This window comes from Collinsella aerofaciens (assembly GCF_015556945.1).
Classification (GTDB): domain Bacteria; phylum Actinomycetota; class Coriobacteriia; order Coriobacteriales; family Coriobacteriaceae; genus Collinsella; species Collinsella aerofaciens_AO.
In genome coordinates, this window is record NZ_JADNNH010000013.1 from 42,734 (window position 1) to 60,975 (window position 18,242).

The 18,242-nt window shown below is 61.1% G+C and carries 14 protein-coding genes; 6 read left to right on the plus strand and 8 right to left on the minus strand.

From position 1 onward, the window contains the following. Positions 1–25 precede the first annotated feature (25 nt). From I2F59_RS05250 to I2F59_RS05260, 3 genes are all read left to right on the plus strand, one after another. Positions 26–1,786, plus strand: a complete 1,761-nt coding sequence (locus I2F59_RS05250; protein ID WP_271755743.1) for a TerB N-terminal domain-containing protein — start codon at positions 26–28, stop codon at positions 1,784–1,786. After that, entirely contained in the window at positions 1,779–3,083 is a 1,305-nt protein-coding gene (locus tag I2F59_RS05255; protein ID WP_052044044.1) for an ATP-binding protein, read from the plus strand. The genes I2F59_RS05250 and I2F59_RS05255 overlap by 8 nt, the downstream gene beginning before the upstream one ends. A gap of 116 nt (positions 3,084–3,199) precedes the next feature. Next, the gene (locus I2F59_RS05260; RefSeq protein ID WP_195503479.1) at positions 3,200–5,644 is read left to right on the plus strand and encodes a DEAD/DEAH box helicase; all 2,445 of its coding nucleotides are present in this window, start codon (positions 3,200–3,202) and stop codon (positions 5,642–5,644) included. 27 nt (positions 5,645–5,671) lie between these two features. On the opposite strand, the gene I2F59_RS05265 is transcribed toward I2F59_RS05260, so the two are convergent. The 4 genes from I2F59_RS05265 to I2F59_RS05280 all read right to left on the minus strand — a co-directional run bounded on the left by I2F59_RS05265 (position 5,672) and on the right by I2F59_RS05280 (position 10,175). After that, positions 5,672–6,550 carry a spermidine synthase gene (locus tag I2F59_RS05265; RefSeq protein WP_195503480.1) on the minus strand — a complete coding sequence of 293 codons (879 nt, stop codon included), beginning with the start codon at positions 6,548–6,550 and terminating at the stop codon, positions 5,672–5,674. Then, positions 6,551–8,458 (minus strand): elongator complex protein 3, encoded by a 1,908-nt coding sequence (locus I2F59_RS05270; protein WP_195503481.1) that lies wholly within the window; start codon positions 8,456–8,458, stop codon positions 6,551–6,553. It abuts the gene before it with no gap. A gap of 98 nt (positions 8,459–8,556) precedes the next feature. Continuing rightward, entirely contained in the window at positions 8,557–9,453 is an 897-nt protein-coding gene (locus tag I2F59_RS05275) for a DUF4097 family beta strand repeat-containing protein (protein ID WP_158562939.1), read from the minus strand. Further along, complete coding sequence (locus I2F59_RS05280) at positions 9,453–10,175, minus strand: helix-turn-helix domain-containing protein (RefSeq protein ID WP_117758784.1); 723 nt, start codon at positions 10,173–10,175, stop codon at positions 9,453–9,455. The genes I2F59_RS05275 and I2F59_RS05280 overlap by 1 nt, the downstream gene beginning before the upstream one ends. A 267-nt stretch (positions 10,176–10,442) precedes the next feature. Between I2F59_RS05280 and I2F59_RS05285 the strand changes: the two genes are divergently transcribed. The 3 genes from I2F59_RS05285 to I2F59_RS05295 all read left to right on the plus strand — a co-directional run bounded on the left by I2F59_RS05285 (position 10,443) and on the right by I2F59_RS05295 (position 15,054). Continuing rightward, positions 10,443–11,315, plus strand: a complete 873-nt coding sequence (locus I2F59_RS05285) for a methyltransferase domain-containing protein (RefSeq protein WP_055287126.1) — start codon at positions 10,443–10,445, stop codon at positions 11,313–11,315. Positions 11,316–11,434: 119 nt separating this feature from the next. Further along, a complete protein-coding gene (gene trmB / locus I2F59_RS05290; RefSeq protein WP_195503482.1) occupies positions 11,435–12,274 on the plus strand; it encodes a tRNA (guanine(46)-N(7))-methyltransferase TrmB in 840 nt (279 codons plus the stop codon). Between the two features lie 98 nt (positions 12,275–12,372). Beyond that, a complete protein-coding gene (locus I2F59_RS05295; protein ID WP_195503483.1) occupies positions 12,373–15,054 on the plus strand; it encodes a DEAD/DEAH box helicase in 2,682 nt (893 codons plus the stop codon). A gap of 79 nt (positions 15,055–15,133) precedes the next feature. Here I2F59_RS05295 and I2F59_RS05300 read toward each other — a convergent pair whose 3' ends face one another. From I2F59_RS05300 to I2F59_RS05315, 4 genes are all read right to left on the minus strand, one after another. Next, positions 15,134–16,891 carry a DUF2130 domain-containing protein gene (locus I2F59_RS05300; RefSeq protein ID WP_195503484.1) on the minus strand — a complete coding sequence of 586 codons (1,758 nt, stop codon included), beginning with the start codon at positions 16,889–16,891 and terminating at the stop codon, positions 15,134–15,136. Between the two features lie 136 nt (positions 16,892–17,027). Further along, positions 17,028–17,573: a metallophosphoesterase gene (locus I2F59_RS05305; RefSeq protein ID WP_229065350.1), complete on the minus strand. Its 546-nt coding sequence runs from the start codon at positions 17,571–17,573 to the stop codon at positions 17,028–17,030. A gap of 66 nt (positions 17,574–17,639) precedes the next feature. Further along, a complete protein-coding gene (locus tag I2F59_RS05310) occupies positions 17,640–17,819 on the minus strand; it encodes a hypothetical protein (RefSeq protein ID WP_117716490.1) in 180 nt (59 codons plus the stop codon). Between the two features lie 18 nt (positions 17,820–17,837). Beyond that, positions 17,838–18,242, minus strand: a 405-nt coding sequence (locus tag I2F59_RS05315; RefSeq protein WP_229065351.1) for an HIRAN domain-containing protein, incomplete at its 5' end; no start/stop codon positions are given.

Genomic DNA, 18,242 nt, shown 5'->3' on the forward strand with positions numbered 1-18,242 from the left:
TAGCTGCGTTAGGAGAGGAGAGACGGTGGCCGACCAGGACATCAAGATGCTCATCGAGCGCATTATGGCCGAGGCCCGGACCCATCAGTCTGCTCGCTTCTCAAACGAAGTCTATGCTGACGAGCCGATTCTCAAAACCGGTCGTCAGATGCAGAATTTCCTTCCCGACCAATACCGCAAGATGCGCGAGATATCGCGCTGGCAGAATGACCCCAAAGGCGGTGCGGGACGCTGGCTTTCGGAAGCCGAGCTCTTCTACCGCCAAGGCCTGCTGATGGCCGGCTTTGAGGACGATTGCCCCTATAACGGTACGTTCAAGTCGTACTTCCCAACCTACAACGCTATGAGCGATCGCCAGCTGCGCGGGTACTTTACCTGGCGCGCACGGGTACGCCGCGGAACCGTCGAAGAAACGTCGACGTCGTTTGCTTTTCTGTATCTCTACGAATTGATCTGTGGCATTGGCGTGGACAATCCACTCGATGGGTTCAACAAAATCAAGGCCTTTTGGGATGCCTATCGTGCCTTCGAGCCCGGCATCGACCGGTTTGCACGCGTGTGGCTGCAAGATTACGCCGTGTTCCACGGGCTCGACCCCAAGCTGCTTCGCGACTCTAAAACCGTCATGTTCGATAACGCCCTTATCGAGCTGCGGCACGCGGCTCGAGACCTTGTACCAGCACAGGTACCGTCCGGCCAGACCCCTAAGCGTCGCAAAACCTCCGAGCCCACGCTCCCCCTTCCGCCCGACGAGGCAGGCGAGGAGCGACTCATGACCGCTATAAACGCCCTCTCCACGTACAACCTGAATAACTCACGGCTCGACCGTTCCCACCATCGCGACCTGCGCCACGTGGCATGCGCCGTGTATGTCCGTATGGCGCGCTACTATGACACGCACCGAAAGACCGGCATCGTAGCGAGCTTGTTTGGGGAGGAGACGGCCATGCCCTACACCATGTTTGCCTCGGCCGTATTCTTTGCGCCCGAGCGCCACGAGGACTGCGAATACCGCCTGGATCCTATCCATATCTACCGTTGCCAAAACGGCTTTTGGGAATGCATGCGTATCCACGGCAGCAGGCAAAAGAGCAGCAAACTCGGCGAAATGATGCGCGCCTGCGACCAACGCCTACGCCTGGCGCTGGACCCCGCCCACCCCCTAAAGGAGGAGAAGGTCCCCAAATATCTGACCAAGATCATCGATGACGAGATCGTGGCATGGCTTTCGTGGGATGCCGCGCACCAGCCCGTCAAGATCGATATCGATTTGAGTCAGCTGGGACACATTCGGAGCGCCGCCGCACAAACGCGTGAGGCGCTTTTGATCGATGAGGAGCGCGAGGACGATGTGCTCGCAGAGGTCGATACGGTGGACTCCGAGCAGCCGAAAGCCGAGCCCGCAGCAGACGCGTTTGTCGAGCCGGTCACGGCGGCCGCAGAGCAGGACGAGGCCGACGAGCCAACCATTTCCACCGAACAGTTTGGTGTCGTGGCGCCGCTTCTTGCGCCGACGCCCCCGCGCGCAGCGGCTGCGCCCACTGACGCCGCGAGCGAACTCGCACCCGCCGCAACCGCGTATCTGCGCGCACTGCTCGAGCAGAACGCAGCGCAAGCGACATCGGCAGTGGCGCACTCGGGCCAGAGCGAGGACATGCTCGTCGATAGCATCAACGAGGCGCTCTTTGACCTGGTGGGTGACACCGTAATTGAATTTGGCGCGGCAGGACCGCAAATTATCGAGGACTACGAAGCAGACGTGAGAGGATACCTAGACTATGAGTGATACCGCATCCGCAGCACCCCGCGTGCCCAAGCGCGTCGCCGCCGTCATTCTCAACTCGCTCAAGGGCGGCGTGGTCCCGCGCATCGGCCTTCCCTACATCACCGTAGGGCGCGAGGTCGAAATCCGCGCCCTGCTCACCGACCTGAGTCTCATCGCCGACGGCGGCGCGAGCTTCCGCTTTCTGGTCGGTCGCTACGGAGCCGGCAAGAGCTTTTTGCTCCAGACCATCCGCACGCACGCCATGGGCGAGGGATTCGTCGTCGCCGATGCCGACCTGTCACCCGAGCGCCGCCTACAGGGCGGCCAGGGGCAGGGCCTTGCCACCTACCGCGAGCTCATCCGCAACATATCGACTAAAACGCGCCCCGAGGGCGGTGCGCTCAACCTAATCCTCGATCGCTGGGTCGCCTCGTGTGCCGATGCCGATGAGTCTGCCGTCAATGCCCAACTGGCCCCGCTCGAGGAAATGGTCCACGGCTTCGACTTCGCCCGTATGCTCCGCCGCTACCGCGCGGCCGTATCCGAGGGCGACGAAGAAGCTATGAGCCGCGTGACCAAATGGATTCGCGGCGAGTACCGCACCAAGAGTGAGGCACGCGCCGAGCTGGGCTCCTCGACCATCATCAGCGATGACGACTGGTACGACTACGTTAAGCTCATTGCGCGCTTTTTGGTCTGCGGCGGCTACAAGGGCATGCTGGTGCTCATCGACGAGCTCGTGAATCTGTATAAGATTCCCAACGCCATCACGCGCCAATACAACTACGAGAAGATCCTAACCATGTACAACGACACGCTCCAGGGCAAGGCGCAGTACCTGGGCATGATCATGGGCGGCACGCCAACCTCCATCGAAGACCGGCGCCGCGGTGTGTTCTCCTACGAGGCCCTGCGCAGCCGACTCGCTCAGGGCCGCTTTGCGCGCGAGGACCTTAAGGACATGCTCGCGCCCATCATCCGTCTGCAGCCACTCACCTACGAGGAGCTGCTGGTGCTCATCGAAAAACTCATGCAGATCCATGCCGGCTACTTTGGCTGGACGCCCACGCTTACCGAGAACGACTTGGTGGACTTCCTCAAGATTGAGTTTGGCCGCGTGGGAGCCGACACGCATCTGACGCCGCGTGAGGTCATTCGTGACTTTATCGAGCTGCTCGACATCCTATGCCAAAACCCCGACGCCAACGTGGCCGAGCTACTGCAAAGCGTCGGCGGCGACGCGCTGGCGCCGGCAACAGCAACAGGCGACACCGGCACCGCAAGCGGCGACCGCAATTTCGCCGAATTCACCATCTAACCTGCCAAAAAGGGACAGGTTTATTTTGGCAGGCTTTATCTGGGCAAACGTCGAGGCAGTAATGCAGCAAGCCACTGCCCACCGCGTTGAGAGATTCGTTTTTGAAAGGAGGCCCCGTGAACGCCTTTGACCGCTACGCCCCGTTTATCCAAGACTTCATCTACTCCCACGATTGGGAGAGTCTACGCTCCATCCAGGTTGCAGCAGCTGATGCCATCTTTAACACTCAGGACAATGTGCTCCTGACGGCATCCACGGCTTCCGGCAAAACCGAGGCAGCCTTCTTTCCCATCCTGACCGAGTTTTGGGAGAACCCGCCCGCGAGCGTTGGCGCCCTCTACATCGGCCCCCTCAAGGCACTCATCAATGATCAGTTCGTCCGCCTCAACGACCTGTGCGAAGAGGCCGATATCCCCGTCTGGCACTGGCATGGCGATGTTTCGCAGTCGCACAAGGCTAAGCTCATCAAAAAACCGAGCGGTATCTTGCAGATTACGCCCGAGTCGCTCGAGGCGCTCCTGATCCATAAGCACATGGCAATCCCTCGTATGTTCTGCGACCTGCGCTATGTGGTTATCGACGAGGTTCATTCGCTCATGCGCGGCGACCGCGGCGGTCAGACGCTCTGCCTTATCGAGCGCCTCTCGCGCATGGCGGGCGTGCAGCCCCGCCGCATCGGCCTTTCTGCCACCATCGGCGACCCCGAGCGCACGGGCGCCTTTCTCTCACAGGGAACAGGACGCGATTGCATCATCCCCCGCTTTGAGGAACCGCGCCGCGTGTGGCGCATCTCCATGGAGCACTTCTACAACTCGGGTCCCCAGGCACAGCAGCGGGGATTCGAGAGCACGGGTCCACAAGAAGCCGAGATGCTTGCTTGCGAGCGTATTGAGCCGGCGGCGCCCGCGGCGCTGCCGGCTGGCGCCCAAGACGTGCGCCACAGCGGACAGCTTACACAGGAGGAACGCCGTCAACGTCGTGAGCGGGCACGGGGCAAGGCCGCTCCCAAAGACCGTCGCACTTCTCCGGCCCCCGAGGGCGAAGTCGATATCCCCCGGGCCGATGAGCAGGCGCTCCTCAACCCCACCGACACCGCGCCCGAAAACGCCGATCCCGGCATGGGCTATATCTTTGAACACACCCGCGGGCGCAAGTGCCTGGTCTTTGCCAACTCGCGCGAGGAGGCAGAGGCCGTGTGCTCCATGCTGCGCAGCTACTGCGAGAGCCGGCACGAGCCCGACCGTTTTCTCATCCACCATGGCAATCTTTCGGCATCGCTGCGCGAAACGGCCGAGGAACTCATGCGCGATGAGGAGCAGGCACAGACAACCGTCACCACCTCCACGCTGGAACTCGGTATCGATATCGGCCGTCTGGAGCGTGCGTTTCAGATCGACGCGCCGTTTACCGTCAGCTCCTTTTTGCAGCGCATGGGGCGCACGGGACGCCGCGACCTTCCGCCCGAGATGTGGTTTGTCATGCGCGAGGAAGAACCCGAGCCGCGCACGATGATGCCCGAAACCATTCCGTGGAAGCTCCTGCAGGGCATCGCACTCGTACAACTCTATCGCGAGGAAAAGTGGGTCGAGCCGCCCGAGCTCGATCGACTCCCCTACAGTCTGCTCTATCACCAGACCATGTCGACGCTTGCCAGTACCGGCGAACTCACGCCGGCAGAGCTTGCCCAGCGCGTGCTCACGCTCAGCTACTTCCACCGCGTCTCGGCCGATGACTATCGCGTGCTACTGCGTCACCTCATTAAGATCGACCATATCCAAGTCACCGAGGGCGGTGGGCTCATTGTGGGCCTCGCGGGCGAGCGCATCATTAACAACTTTAAGTTTTACGCCGTGTTCCAGGAAAACGAGGAGTTTACCGTTCGCAGCGAGTCGGCCGAGTTGGGCACGATCGTCAATCCGCCACCGCCCGGTGAGCGCATCGCCATCGCCGGACACTGCTGGATTGTCGAGGAAGTGGACTGGAAGCGTCATACCGTCTTTGCCACGCAGGTCAAGGGCCGGGTGCCGGCCTACTTTGGCGACTGCCCCGGTGACATCAACACACATGTACTCGAGCGTATGCGCAAGGCGCTCAACGAGCACGCGGTATATCCGTACCTTATGGGTAACGCACGGGCCCGCTTGGCGCAGGCTCGCCATACGGCCGGGATTTCGGGCGCAGGGACCAAGCCGCTCATCAACCTGGGTGGCGACACTTGGGTGCTTTTCCCCTGGTTGGGCAGCTACGCCTTTCTGGCGCTCGAGCGTATGCTCAAGATTAAATGCGCCACGGAGCTGGGCCTTCGCGGACTCGACCCATCACGCCCGTACTTTATGCAGTTTAAGATGAAGGCCGACGAGGAGACGTTCTTTGAGGTGCTCGCCGCCGAGGCCGAGAAGGACTTCGACCCCATCGAACTCGTCTATCCCGGCGAGGTGCCTTATTTTGATCGCTACGACGAGTACGTTCCCGAGGAGCTCGTGCGCAAAGGCTTCGCCGAAGGCGTGCTCGACATCGAGGGCATGAAGCAGCGCGTCCTCAGCTGGCGCGACCACGCCTAAGACCAGTCTTTTTTGGGACGGGGAGACTTACTTGTCATGAAGGACGGTGCCAAGGAAGTCGGTGTCGAAGGGCACGGCTTCGGCAAAGGCATAGTCACCGTCGCTGGCGATGAGCAGGTAGTTTCCCGCGCCGCCGAACTCTGCATCGCCACATGGGACCACCCAAGCGTGGGCGAATACCTCGAGTGCCGTGGCAGCGCAATCGCGCAGGAACGTCACATCGCTCCCCTCGCTTGCGCTCACGATATTGGCAACGTAGATGCCGCCCGGGTTCAAGCTACCCCGCGCCAGACGCAGCGCCTCAACGGTTGCCAGCTCGCGTACGGGCTCGGCACCGCCAAAGCAATCGCTCACGACCACGTCGTAGCGACGATGTCCCACGCTCGTCACGCCCAGGTACGAACGCGCCTCGGCGGTAATCACCCTCAGGCGATCGCCAACCGTACGCTCCAACTCCTCCAGATAGAACCAGCGGCGCGCCAGACGTGTAATCTCGGCATCGTATTCGATGACGTCCATGCGCAAGCTCTCGTGCGACACCAGCGCATATTTGGGATAGGCAAACCCACCGCCGCCCAGCATAAGCATACGGTCGATACCGTGACCATAAGCGTCACGCATTGCATCCTCGGCCTCAAACACATCGTCAAATGCACGATAGTACGCAAAGACGGGCTCAGCCCAACGCTCGCCAACGTAGCTTGCACTTTGGTAGACGCCGCCTTGCACCAACACGCGGATCTCATCGCCGCGCTCATCGTGCACGCGTTTCACACGCGCCAACCCATTGCGGGTTCGCGCAACCTGCAGACAGGCAGCACGAACAGCGAAGGCAGCCGCACCCAGCGCCGCAGCTCCCAGGGCAACGCCGGCAACGACGCCGGCAGAAACACTCGGTTTGTTCATCTAGAGCTCCTTTTGCAGATAGAGTCCTCGGTCGTAAAAACCCAAATGGCGATAGTACTCGCGCGTACCGATCGCGCTGATCACGTTGATGCGCGCATAGCCCACGTCCCGAGCAATATGGCACGCACGCTCCACCAGCGACCGTCCCAATCCATGGTGCTGGGCTGCCTGGCCTTGATCCCCCACGCGCGCCGCCATGCCATACACATGCACCTCGCGAATCATCGCCTCATCCGGCGTCGTCAGCAACTCGTCCGCATGTGCGGTGACAAAGGCACGATCGGGCAGGGACAGGCGCAAAAAACCCGCGATCTTGCCTTCGGGCGTCACCCACTGCAAAAAGCGCTCGTGCGTCACCGGCGTCTCGTACGCCACTTCCTCGTCAAGGGTCAACTCGTCCAGGTCGGCACCCGCCGTGCTGATCTCGCGATAGCGTATCTCACGCACCGTCGCGCCTTCCCCACGAGCCGCCAAGCGGTTTTCGACGAGCTGACGCAGGTTGGGTTTCTTGTTGCCCACCATGATGTCGTCGGAGCTAAAGTCGCGGATCATGCGGCTGATGCGGCAGAACGCCGGCGTCACCACGATGTCGTCGGCCAACACATCGAGCAGCTCGTCCTCGGTATAGGGGCGCCACTCGCCACGCTCGTAACAGCCCACCAGACGCGAGCCCTCGATGAGCGCGCACGGGTAGACCTTGACCTCGTCGGGCATAAAGGCGCCCTCGGTCATAAAGCGCTCGTAGTCGCGCTTGTCCCCATCAGGCGTGGCGCCCAGCAAGTTGAGCATAAAGTGCGCGTGGATCTTAAAGCCAAACAGGCGCGCGAGCGAAAACGCCCGCTCGATCTGCGCCACCGAAATGCGGCGCTCGTTGATATCGAGTAGATGCTGGTCAAGACTCTGAATACCCATCTGAATCTTGGTGCAGCCCAAGCGGCGGATAAGTGTGAGGGCCTGCGGCGTTACGGCATCGGGACGTGTCTCGATAACGAGCCCCACCACGCGATGCTTCGCCGTCTCGTTGATGCGCTGCTGACGCTCAAGTTCCTCCATCGTTGCCGCCTGCCACTCGGCAACCTCGCCCCACGGCGTGCCAGGGCCGTACAGACGACGCACCGCACGGTTGTAGCCGCCCACAGCAACATCCACGCGCTCCTGCTCTCCTGCAACACCGCTCGCGAGCTCGGCCTCGTCTGTCGCAATGCCGGCAGCCCGGTAGCGCTCGCGACGCCCCGCCACCACCGGCGGCAGGGCATCGGCGGGCGCATCGTCGAGCAGGCGCCCCGCCTCGGCACGACTGATGCCCGGACGCGCCAACATGGGATTTGCCGCCACGCCCGCCACCGCATCATCATTGAGCGCACGGAAGAGCTCCAACATAAACCACGTCTGATACCCTTGCGGATAGTCGCTCCAGGTACCGCCAAGCACAATAAGCTCGATTTTATCGGTCGCATGACCCATCTGCGAAAGCGCGGTCAGGCGAGCGCTCACCTGCAGATACGGGTCGAAGCAGTTTTGCTCCGCACGAGCGCATGCCGGCTCGGCGTGCAGATAGCTTTTAGGCATGCGCAGGTCGTTGGGGCAAAACAGGCAATCGCCCGAGCACGGCCAGGGCTTGGTGATGACGGTAATGGTCGCCACGCCCGAAGCCGTGCGACGAGGCTTCATGCGTAGCACCTGCAGCAGTTGACGCTCCAGCTCCGCATCGACATTCCATCCAGCCCAACGAGCCGGCTCCTCACGTTTAACCCGCTGGTAGAACGGCAGCAGACGGCGCTTGGCCAAATCGCGTTTGTCGGCACCCTCGCGGCGCGCCTCGGCATGTATCAGTTTGACGAGCGCCTTGTCGTCTACGGTCTCGCCGCAACGCAGGGCCTCGAGTATGTTCAAGATAATCTGTTCCATGCCCCCATTGTAAAGGCAAAGGCGCCGAAGCCCGTCACGGCTCCGGCGCCTCCATCAAACAGCGCGTCTATGGTTTATAAGTCTTCGATAACCACCCGTCACTCTGGATCAAACGACATGTCGCCCGAACCGACCTCAAAACGATACGTGGCAGACTTATCGCCGTTGTCGAATTCAAGATTCAATATGGTCTCGCCATCGTAGCCAAGCGGAAGGAAATCGCTCTCGAAGTCGCCGCTGCCCACGGTGAGGCTCGCCTTAAAGCCCGTCGAGCTCGGAACCGTCATCTCCACGTCGCCCGAGCCCACGCTCACGTCCATCGACTTCGCGGGCGCCTGGTAGAGCTCGAACGTCATGTCACCCGAACCAACCTCGGCATTCAGGGTGTCGGTCACGGTGCCCGTAAACTCAACGTCTCCCGAATTCAACGTTATATCCAGATCATGGCACGCAATGTCCGCGACCGCCAGGTCGCCCGACCCTACATTCGCCGTAATGCCCACCAGGTTATCCGCAACATCTCGCGGCAGCTCAATGGTAATTGTGCGGTCAATCGCGCGCTTATCATCGTAGTCGAACTGACTGATCTTGAGCGTAGATCCCTTGACCTCAGCAAGGTTCCGGGTAGCCGCATCAGAAGCAGACGTTCCCTTCGCAACGCGGCCGCTTTCGATAACACGCACCGGGCCGCCAGAGACACATTTAACCTCGACCGTGCCCGACGTCACGTCCAAGTCAAGCGATGTGAACGCGTCGGCATCAAACGTTTCGCTCGAAAGCTGTTGAGGCCGAGCGGAATAGTTACCGCTATCCAAGAGATCATCGTCGTCAAACATATCGTCAAAATCAGACAAATGGCCAGATAGAATACCGGTTGTACGCACCATATCGGAATGAGCCAATAGCCGCGAAGTGCCAAAGACAAGCCCGATGATAAACACGAACGCTCCGATGCCAACGCCCAAGCGTACCTTGGATTCATGCGAAAGCTTCATCATTCATCACCCTCTTTGGCACATGGCTCAGCGGTGGCCGCGGTAGCCACGCCAGCATCAGGTTCCGCAGAAGTATCCTTCCCCTGGGCCTTGATCGCCACCGACGCCGGGCCAACCTGAATATCCCCGCGCGCCCAATCGCCATCGAGCGCACGCGCCACCCAGTGATAGATGGGAATCGTAAAGAAGATCAGCGCGGCAAAGGGACCGGCACCAAACAGGAACATCAGCAAAAAGAACAGCAGCCAGCACACGGCCCAATACGGGAACGACTGGAACGGGCCCTTCACCGGAGTCGAGCCAACCGCGGCGCCACTCGTCGCCTGCGCCGTAGCGGCATTGGCGGCCTGCGCACTCCAACTCGCCGCCTGCGCCGCCTTGGCCGCGGCATCACTTGCCTGCGTAGCTGCCTCCGTGGCGCGTGCCGCCGCCTCATGGGTGCGGGCGCGCTCCGCCGCCTCGGCCTCGCGCTGACGGGCGCGGTCCTTGTTCTCAAACTCGATATCGTCCTCGATCTCATCGCTCGGATTGAGCAGCTCGTCCAGGCTCACGCCATAGAGTTTGGCAAGCGAGATCAGATTCTCGGTATCGGGCGAGCTCTCCGCGCGCTCCCATTTGCTGACCGCCTGGCGCGACAGTCCCAGCTTTCGTGCCAGCCCTTCTTGGCTAAAACCCTTGCTGCGGCGAAGGTCGGCGAGCCGCTGCGCAGTTTCTACATTCATGGTTCCTCCTATGTGATGCCAGCCGTGCCGCCGGACCGTTTTTGTTCTTAAGGCGCCTTGCACAGTTAAAAATCTATCCGCCACCGCCAAAAGCATGCCACCTATTCTAGTGAGATTTTTGACAACCGGCGGTTGCGGACACACATGAGCTGCGGAAATGTGTCCAAACAAAGCAATGGCACCTAGCCCGGTTGTCCCCGTTGCGGCGTTAACGGTAGTATGGTCGTACTGTTTATTCCGCACCGCCAACGGAGGGAGTCCCGCGCCGTGAACCGCGATTTCGCCTCATCGCTCATCCAGCTCAACAACACGTTCTATCGCGAGCACTCCGCCTCCTTTTCCGATACGCGTCAGGCCCCATGGCCCGGCTGGGTGCGCACCATGGACATCGCGCTCGAACAGCTCGACGTCGCCACGATCGAGCATCCCGTCCGCGTCTTCGATCTCGCCTGCGGCAATATGCGATTCGAGAACTTTGCCGCCGGCGGCGCACTTGCCGCCAAGGGCGTCGACGGCGCAAACCCCTCGGCGGATGCCAGCTGCCCGTTTGAGTTCTATGGTGTCGACTCGTGCCAAGACCTAGCCATCGATGCACGTGGTCACGCCCTGCGCATTCCCAACCTGCACTTCCAGGAACTCGATGTGCTCGACGCTCTCATGAAGCTCAACCCCGCCGAGACGCCCGACGTGCTTTTCGACGCCCCACTCGCCGACATCTCGGTCTGCTTTGGCTTTATGCACCACGTACCGTCATGCGAGTACCGCGTACGCGTGCTCGACGCCCTGGTGCGGCAGACGCGCCCAGGCGGCATCATCGCCATCAGCTTTTGGGAGTTCATGAACGACGAGCGCATGGCGCGCAAGGCCGTTCGAGCCGAGGCCCGCGCCGAGCTCACCCCGCCGTTTGAGGGTTACGATTCAGCGCAGTTTGAAGCCGGCGACCACCTCATCGGCTGGCAAAACGACCGCCACGCCTACCGTTATTGCCATCACTTTGACGATCAGCAGATCACCGACCTGGTGCGCGGCGTCCGCACGTTCTACAAGAGCGGCGAGGTCCCCGTGCGCGAGCTTGAGCGCTTCCATGCCGACGGTCGCAGCGGCGAGCTCAACCGCTATGTGATTCTCAAGCGTCTGTAAGCACCGACGACTTGCCGTCGAGCCGCATCGCATCTTTCGGGCAAACTATGCCCACCCTTTTTTCAACCCATTGACGGAACGTGCAACCATGCGTTCCACACTTATGACCAAGGAGCCTCATGGGAGCCGTCCACGTTCGCACGCCTAAGAACTTTGTACTCGAGGAGCGCCTGGAGCGCTACGCCGATGCGATTGAGACGAACCCCGAGGCTTATGCCGGAGATTGGCGCGAGGCTTGCGCGCCAGCTGGCAGCAAGCCCTTCGAACACCTTCACCTGGATCTTGGCTGTGGCAAGGGAACCTATCTGGTCGAGCGCGCCCACCGCGAGCCCGACACCCTCTTTATCGGCATGGACCAAGAGCCCATCTGCATCGCCTATGCCGCGCAGAAAATCTGCGAACAGGGGCTATCCAACGCACTCGTCCTGCCCCGAGGCGCCGCATCGCTGCCACAGCTGTTTGCCGCAGGCGAGCTCGATGCCATCACCATCAACTTTCCCACGCCGCAGCCCAAGGCCAAGTACGCCAAAAAACGACTTGTCCACGTCGACCATCTAATGCTCTATCGCCCGCTCCTTGCAGCCGACGTCATCGTCACGCTGCGAACCGACAGCAAGCCATTGCGCGACTACGCCCTGGGCCAGTTTGCCGCGGCAGGCTACGACACGCTTTGGAAAAGTGACGACGTCCGCCGCGACCATCCCGAGCATCCCGAGACCGAATATGAGTGCCGCACGCGCGAGATGGGCGCCGCCGTCTATGGCATATGCGCCACACCCGGAGCACAGCCAACCGACGAACAACTCACAGTAGGCCGCATGCAGGAGCAAAGCCTTGCGTGCTACCTGCCCGATAACCTCGATGAACTCACCTATGTGCCTCTGGGTATGGAAGAGGCCGTCGAGAACTTTAGAAACCGTGCCCGGAAAGGCAAGAAGCGCCTGCCGCAAGAGCACTAACTTCACGCGCCCATTTCCTGCATTTTCTCGCGCGCTGCCGCCCCGCGCCGCCGCTACGCCATAATAGTTGGCGGACAATCGCGAGAGAAAGCAAACACATGGGACAGACCACGACAGATACCGCCGCCAGCACCGTCTCCGGCGCCGGCGCCGCCAGCTCATTCTCGGGCGGCACGGGAACCGAAGCCGAGTTTGGCTCGCTCGGCGCGCTCTCCCCCACCTGGTGGGAGCCCGAGGATGGCAGTGAGCCCGAGCCATGGCTCACGCCCGACCAGGCCTTCGAGCGTTTCTTTGAATGGACGAGCGATCGCGGTATTGAACTGTGGGATCACCAAGAAGAGGCCCTCATGGACCTGGCTGCCGGCGATCACGTCATCTTAGGCACACCGACCGGATCGGGTAAATCGCTCGTCGCGCTGGGCATGCTCTTTATGGGCATGGCGCAGGGTAAGCGTTGTTATTACACGGCCCCCATCAAGGCCCTGGTCAGCGAAAAGTTCTTCGACCTTGTGCAGGTGCTCGGCCGCGATAACGTCGGCATGATCACCGGCGACACGCATATCAACACCAAGGCACCCGTCATCTGCTGCACGGCCGAAATCCTTGCCAACGATGCGCTGCGCGAGGGTGAGGACGCCGATGTGGGCTGCGTGGCCATGGATGAGTTCCACTACTTTGCCGACCCCGATCGCGGTTGGGCCTGGCAGGTGCCGTTGCTCACCCTGCCCCACACGCAGTTTATGCTCATGAGCGCCACGCTCGGCGATGTCGCTGCCATCGCCGCCTCACTCGAGGAGCACACCGGCGCTGCTTGCGACTTGGTTGTCGACGCCCCGCGTCCTGTTCCGCTGAGCTACGACTATGTGACGACCTCCCTCGAGGGCACCGTCGAGCTCGCCATGCGCCGTGGCGAGGCCCCGCTCTATATCGTGCACTTTAGCCAGGATGCCGCCCTTGCGACGGCGCAGTCGCTCGCCAATTTTGGCATCGCCAGCAAGGAGCAGCGCGAAGCCATCAAAGAAGCGGCAAAGGGAACGAGCTTCTCGACGGCCTTCGGCAAGATCCTCAAGCGCTTGCTCGGCTGCGGCGTCGGCGTGCACCATGCTGGCATGTTGCCGCGCTATCGCCTGCTGGTCGAGCGCTTGGCACAGCAGGGCCTGCTGCCCGTCATCTGCGGTACCGATACGCTCGGCGTCGGCATCAACGTACCCATCCACACCGTGGTCCTCACCGCGCTCACCAAGTTCGATGGCTACAAGATGCGTCGTCTGCGCGCCCGTGAGTTCCATCAGATTGCCGGTCGCGCCGGCCGCTCGGGCTTCGATACCGAGGGCATGGTGATTGCCGAGGCACCCGAGCACGAGATCGAGAATGCCAAGCTTATGGCCAAAGCAGGCGACGACCCCAAAAAACTCCGTAAGATTAAAAAGAAAAAGGCCCCCGAGGGCTTTGTCACCTGGAACAAGCAGACCTTTGAGCGCCTGATCGAGACGCAGCCCGAGACGCTCAAGCCGCGCCTGCGCATCACACACTCCATGGTGATTAGCGTGGTCGAGCAGGGCGGCGATGCCCGAGCCCGCGTACACGACCTCATCGAGACGAGCCTGCAGACCCCCGAGGAAAAGGCTAAGCTCGAGGTTCGCGCTGACGAAATCTTCGCCACGCTCATCGACTCCGGCATCGTCGTTCGCACCGAGGTGCCGCCCGCACCCGACGCCCCGACTGACGCCGCACCAGACATCGACTATGCGCTGACGGTCGACCTGCCCGAGGACTTTGCGCTCGACCAGCCGCTCTCGCCGTTTTTGCTTGCCGCGCTGGAGTTGCTCGATCCCGAGAGCGAAACCTATACCATGGATCTGATCTCGATGGTCGAGGCAACGCTCGAGGATCCCAAGCAGGTGCTGCGCGCACAGGAGCGCGCCGCGCGCGACCGAGCGATGGCCGAAATGAAGGCCGACGGCATCGAGTATGAGGAGCGTTTGGAGCGCATTCAAGACGTCACGTACAAAAAGCCGCTCGAGGATTTGCTCGACGCCGCTTTTGACAAGTACTGCCAGGAAGTGCCCTGGGCCAACGACTACCAGCTCTCTCCCAAGAGCGTCCTGCGCGATATGCTGGAAAGCGCGAGCGATTTTAAGGGCTACATTCAAAAGCTCGGCATCGCCCGCTCCGAGGGCATTTTGCTGCGCTACCTGGCAGAGGCTTACCGTTCGCTTGACCGCACCGTGCCCATCGAGAAGCGCGACGAGCGCCTACGCGACATTATCTCGTGGCTGGGCTTTGTGGTGCGCTCGGTCGACTCGAGCCTGGTGGACGAGTGGGAAAACGCCGGCAACCCGGCTGCCCTCGACGCCGCGCCGCCGCAGGGCATCGACGAGGTCGTTGCGGACCGTCGCGGCTGCACGCTGCTGGTGCGCAACGCGCTCTTCCGCCGCGTGACCCTTGCCGCCCGCGAGCACGTTCGCGACCTGGGCGAGCTCGACGACGACTGGGGCATGAGCGAGATCCGCTGGCAAAAAGCGCTCGACGCTTACCACGAGCAGCATGAGGAGATCCTCACCGACGGAGATGCCCGCAGCGCCGCGATGTTTTCCATCGATGAGTCCGACGAGAAAACCACGCACGTATGGCACGTGCACCAGATCTTTGCCGACGAGGACGGCGACCACGACTTTGGCATCATGGGCGATGTCGATCTGGACGCCACGCAGGACGGCGGCGAGGTCATCTTCAAAAACTACCGCGTCGGCTTTATCGAGGACCTGCTCGAGGACTAGCCACACATACTGGAACAAAACGAAGCGGGGCCGCTGGTAACATCGCCAGCGGCCCCGCTTTTGCACTATACGCTATGCCTTACTCGGCATCCTCGACCTCATACGAATCCGCCTCGGCTGGCTCATCGTTTGCCTCTGGCGCGGCCCCGCGTGCCTCGTCAAACGCCGCCTTCATGGTCTTGTTGCCCCACGTGAGCTTGCGAATGGTGAGCTCATCGGCCTTGTTGTGGGCCAGACGCAGATTCTCGGTACTGCGACGCAGGTCGTCCTTGGTTTTCTCGAGCTGCTTAATGGCGGCATCGATCTCCTTGATCGCCGACTCGAACTGCTTGCTCGCCAGGTTGTAGTTGCGCGAGAAGCCGTCCTTGAACTTCTCCATCTTGGCTTCGAAGTTCGTGACGTCGATATTCTGCTGCTTGTACTCCGCCAGCTCCTGCTTATAGCGCAGCGAACCCATGGCGGCGTTGCGCAGCAGCGTAATCATGGGAATGAAGAATTGTGGGCGGATCACGTACATCTTCTCGTAGCGGTAGCTCACATCCACGATACCGGCGTTGTAAAGCTCGCTCTCGGGTTCGAGCAGCGTGCAGAGCACTGCGTACTCGCAGCCCTTTTGGCGGCGATCGTGGTCGAGCTTCTTAAAGAAATCCTCGTTCTTGTGCTTGGTCGCGGTCTCGTCGTTCTCGTTTTTCATCTCGAACATAATCGAAATGACCTCGTTGCCGCTTGCGTCGCACTCGCGGAAGATAAAGTCGCCCTTGGTACCCTCGGACGCATCGTTATCCTTCTCGAAGTACGCGTTAGGAAATGCCGTCATGCGCAGACGGTTGAACTCGGTCTCGCAGTGCTGCTCGAGCGACTCGCCCACCATCTTGGTGGACAGGCGGACCTTCATGTCCTTAAGGCGCTCAATCTCTTCATCCTTGTAGCGAATCAGGTCATCGCTCGCACGCTTGGCCTGCGCAAGCTCGAGCTCGTGTGCCGCCTTGGCCTGTTCCTCGCGAGAATCGCGCACCGCCAGCTCGCTCGTCAGCTTGGCACGTGCCTCATCGCGCTCTCGCTCCGCCGCGGCGACCGCCTCCGACAGGTTCATTTTTGCCATCAGTTCCTGCTCGCGCAACTGGGCACGCAGACCCTCGGCCTCTTGCTCAGATTGTGCCTTTGCGGCGGAAAACTTCTCCTGTACCGTCGCGCGGTAGTCAGCAAGCGCGCGCTCGGCCTCGCTGCGAGCGGTATCAAGCTCACGCTGCGACTCGGCCGCGGCGGCGGCAAGCGCCATCTCCTGGGCCTTGTCCGCCGCGGCAAGCCTGGCCTGCAGCTCGGCAATCTGAGCATCACGTGCAGCCAAATCGTTTTGAGCAGCATTGCGCGTCACCGACTCGACGAGCTTGGCTTCGTCATCTTTGCGCTCCAGCTGCGCACGCAAATTGTCGATTTCTCGCTGAAGCTCGGCGTTTTCCTTTTGAGCATCGGCACGGGCCTCAACCGCCGCGCGCTGACTTGCGCTCTCGCGCTCTGTGGCAGCGCCCTCGAGCTTGGCGCGCAGCTCGGCAAGCTCAGCGTCGCGCTTGGCAACCTCTTGTGCCAGCTTCTGCTCCGCGGCGTTCTTCTGCTCGACAAGTTGAGCGTTGCGCTGAGACTCTGCCTTTTGCAAGGCAGCCGTCGAACGCGAGCGCTCAAGCTCCAGCGCCTGCTCGCCCTCGCGCTGGACTGCCTTCACACGCTCATCCAGGTCGCGCGAAAACTCGGCATTGCGCACTTGCTTGACGATGTCCGCATAGCCAGACGCATCGACCTTAAAAACTTCGCCACAATGCGGGCACTTGATCTCGTTCATAGCAGCTCCTCGATGGACGCAAATTTCAACCGCTTACACTCTACCGCGCCGCACGGACAAAAAAGACTCCGCCGCCATAATGGCAACAGCGCCAGAACCACCACAAAGGTGCCTGTCCTTTGTGGTGGTTCGAGAATTACAGTCCAAAGAAGCTCAAGATCTGGTCTCGGCTTACGGGCTTGTACTCGTTGGCGTCGAGGCCCACATCGTAGCGATAAATGGGGCGCTCGCGATCGCGGTTGCGCGCGTTGGTGCGGTCTCCCCTGCTGTGGATATGCCCGTGCAGCATGATGGCGCCACGCGCCTTGCCATTCCAGCTGAGCATGGGGTAATGGCTCAACACCAGGCGATGGCCCTTGGCATAGCCGGGAGCAATCTCCAGGTAATCACGCACGTCTTCCCAGATTTGGGGCGCAGCTGGATCTTCCCAGTCACCGTCATGGTTGCCACGGATGAGCGTTACGTTCTGACATTCGATGCGCTCGCGCAGGCGCACAGCATCCGCCAGGGGCAAACGATAGGTAAAGTCTCCCAAGATATAGAGACGGTCGTCCGCCGCCACGCACTCATTCACGGCATCGATGACCTTGCGGTTCATCTCCTCGACCGAATCAAACGGTCGATCCATGTCGTGCAGGATATTCGTGTCGCCCAGGTGCAGGTCGGCGGTAAACCACATCATCGTCTCTGTCCTCATTTCGCAACGTGTTCAACTCGTGCTAAGTATACAGACGCAGCGATGCGGCGGTTATCCAAAGAGCCCGCCGAACAGTCCGCGGCGGCGCTTGTCTTGCTTTTTCGAAGCGTCACCCTGAGTTTTCTTGTCCTGCCGCTTCTTACGGTCCTGCTCCAGCTCATCATCGTCGAGCAGCATATCCCACTCAAACGGGTCATCCGTCAGATCGAACAGGCCATCGTCATCAAACATGGCAGCCTCCCTTACCGACTAGCGAGCATCCACCACGTAGAGGCCAACGCGCACCTGGTGCCACGGGCTACGCTCGGGGGCAACCTGCTGCACGCGCGCCTCAAATACACCCTCGTGTCCGTAATACATCATCACGGATAGCGGGCCGACCTCGTTTCCTGGAACATAGCCGAGCTTGGTGTTGCCGTAATAGATCGCAACCGCCTCAGGGTCATGGGGATTATCGCGCTCGGCACACAGCGTCAGCTTATCGCCGACCTTAAGATCGCCCAGGACCAAGGCACCGTCGGCATACTGAAATCCTGCGATATGAAACGACAAGACGATATGAGAAAGCCATTTGGGTCGCCTCCCCCGCGGCGCAGCTTCTTTCCGCGGGCTCGGGATGCCACAATGGGCTTTGAGTATCGGCCCGTGCGGTAG

Excerpts from the sequence above, each read along its gene's own strand:
- I2F59_RS05265 (WP_195503480.1), bottom strand. The coding sequence starts at position 6,550 with ATGAACAAACCGAGTGTTTCTGCCGGCGTCGTTGCCGGCGTTGCCCTG.
- I2F59_RS05300 (WP_195503484.1), bottom strand. The coding sequence starts at position 16,891 with ATGAACGAGATCAAGTGCCCGCATTGTGGCGAAGTTTTTAAGGTCGAT.
- I2F59_RS05275 (WP_158562939.1), bottom strand. The coding sequence starts at position 9,453 with ATGAAGCTTTCGCATGAATCCAAGGTACGCTTGGGCGTTGGCATCGGA.
- I2F59_RS05295 (WP_195503483.1), top strand. The coding sequence starts at position 12,373 with ATGGGACAGACCACGACAGATACCGCCGCCAGCACCGTCTCCGGCGCC.
- I2F59_RS05280 (WP_117758784.1), bottom strand. The coding sequence starts at position 10,175 with ATGAATGTAGAAACTGCGCAGCGGCTCGCCGACCTTCGCCGCAGCAAG.
- I2F59_RS05305 (WP_229065350.1), bottom strand. The coding sequence starts at position 17,573 with ATGATGTGGTTTACCGCCGACCTGCACCTGGGCGACACGAATATCCTG.
- I2F59_RS05310 (WP_117716490.1), bottom strand. The coding sequence starts at position 17,819 with ATGTTTGATGACGATGGCCTGTTCGATCTGACGGATGACCCGTTTGAG.
- I2F59_RS05270 (WP_195503481.1), bottom strand. The coding sequence starts at position 8,458 with ATGGAACAGATTATCTTGAACATACTCGAGGCCCTGCGTTGCGGCGAG.
- trmB (WP_195503482.1), top strand. The coding sequence starts at position 11,435 with ATGGGAGCCGTCCACGTTCGCACGCCTAAGAACTTTGTACTCGAGGAG.
- I2F59_RS05255 (WP_052044044.1), top strand. The coding sequence starts at position 1,779 with ATGAGTGATACCGCATCCGCAGCACCCCGCGTGCCCAAGCGCGTCGCC.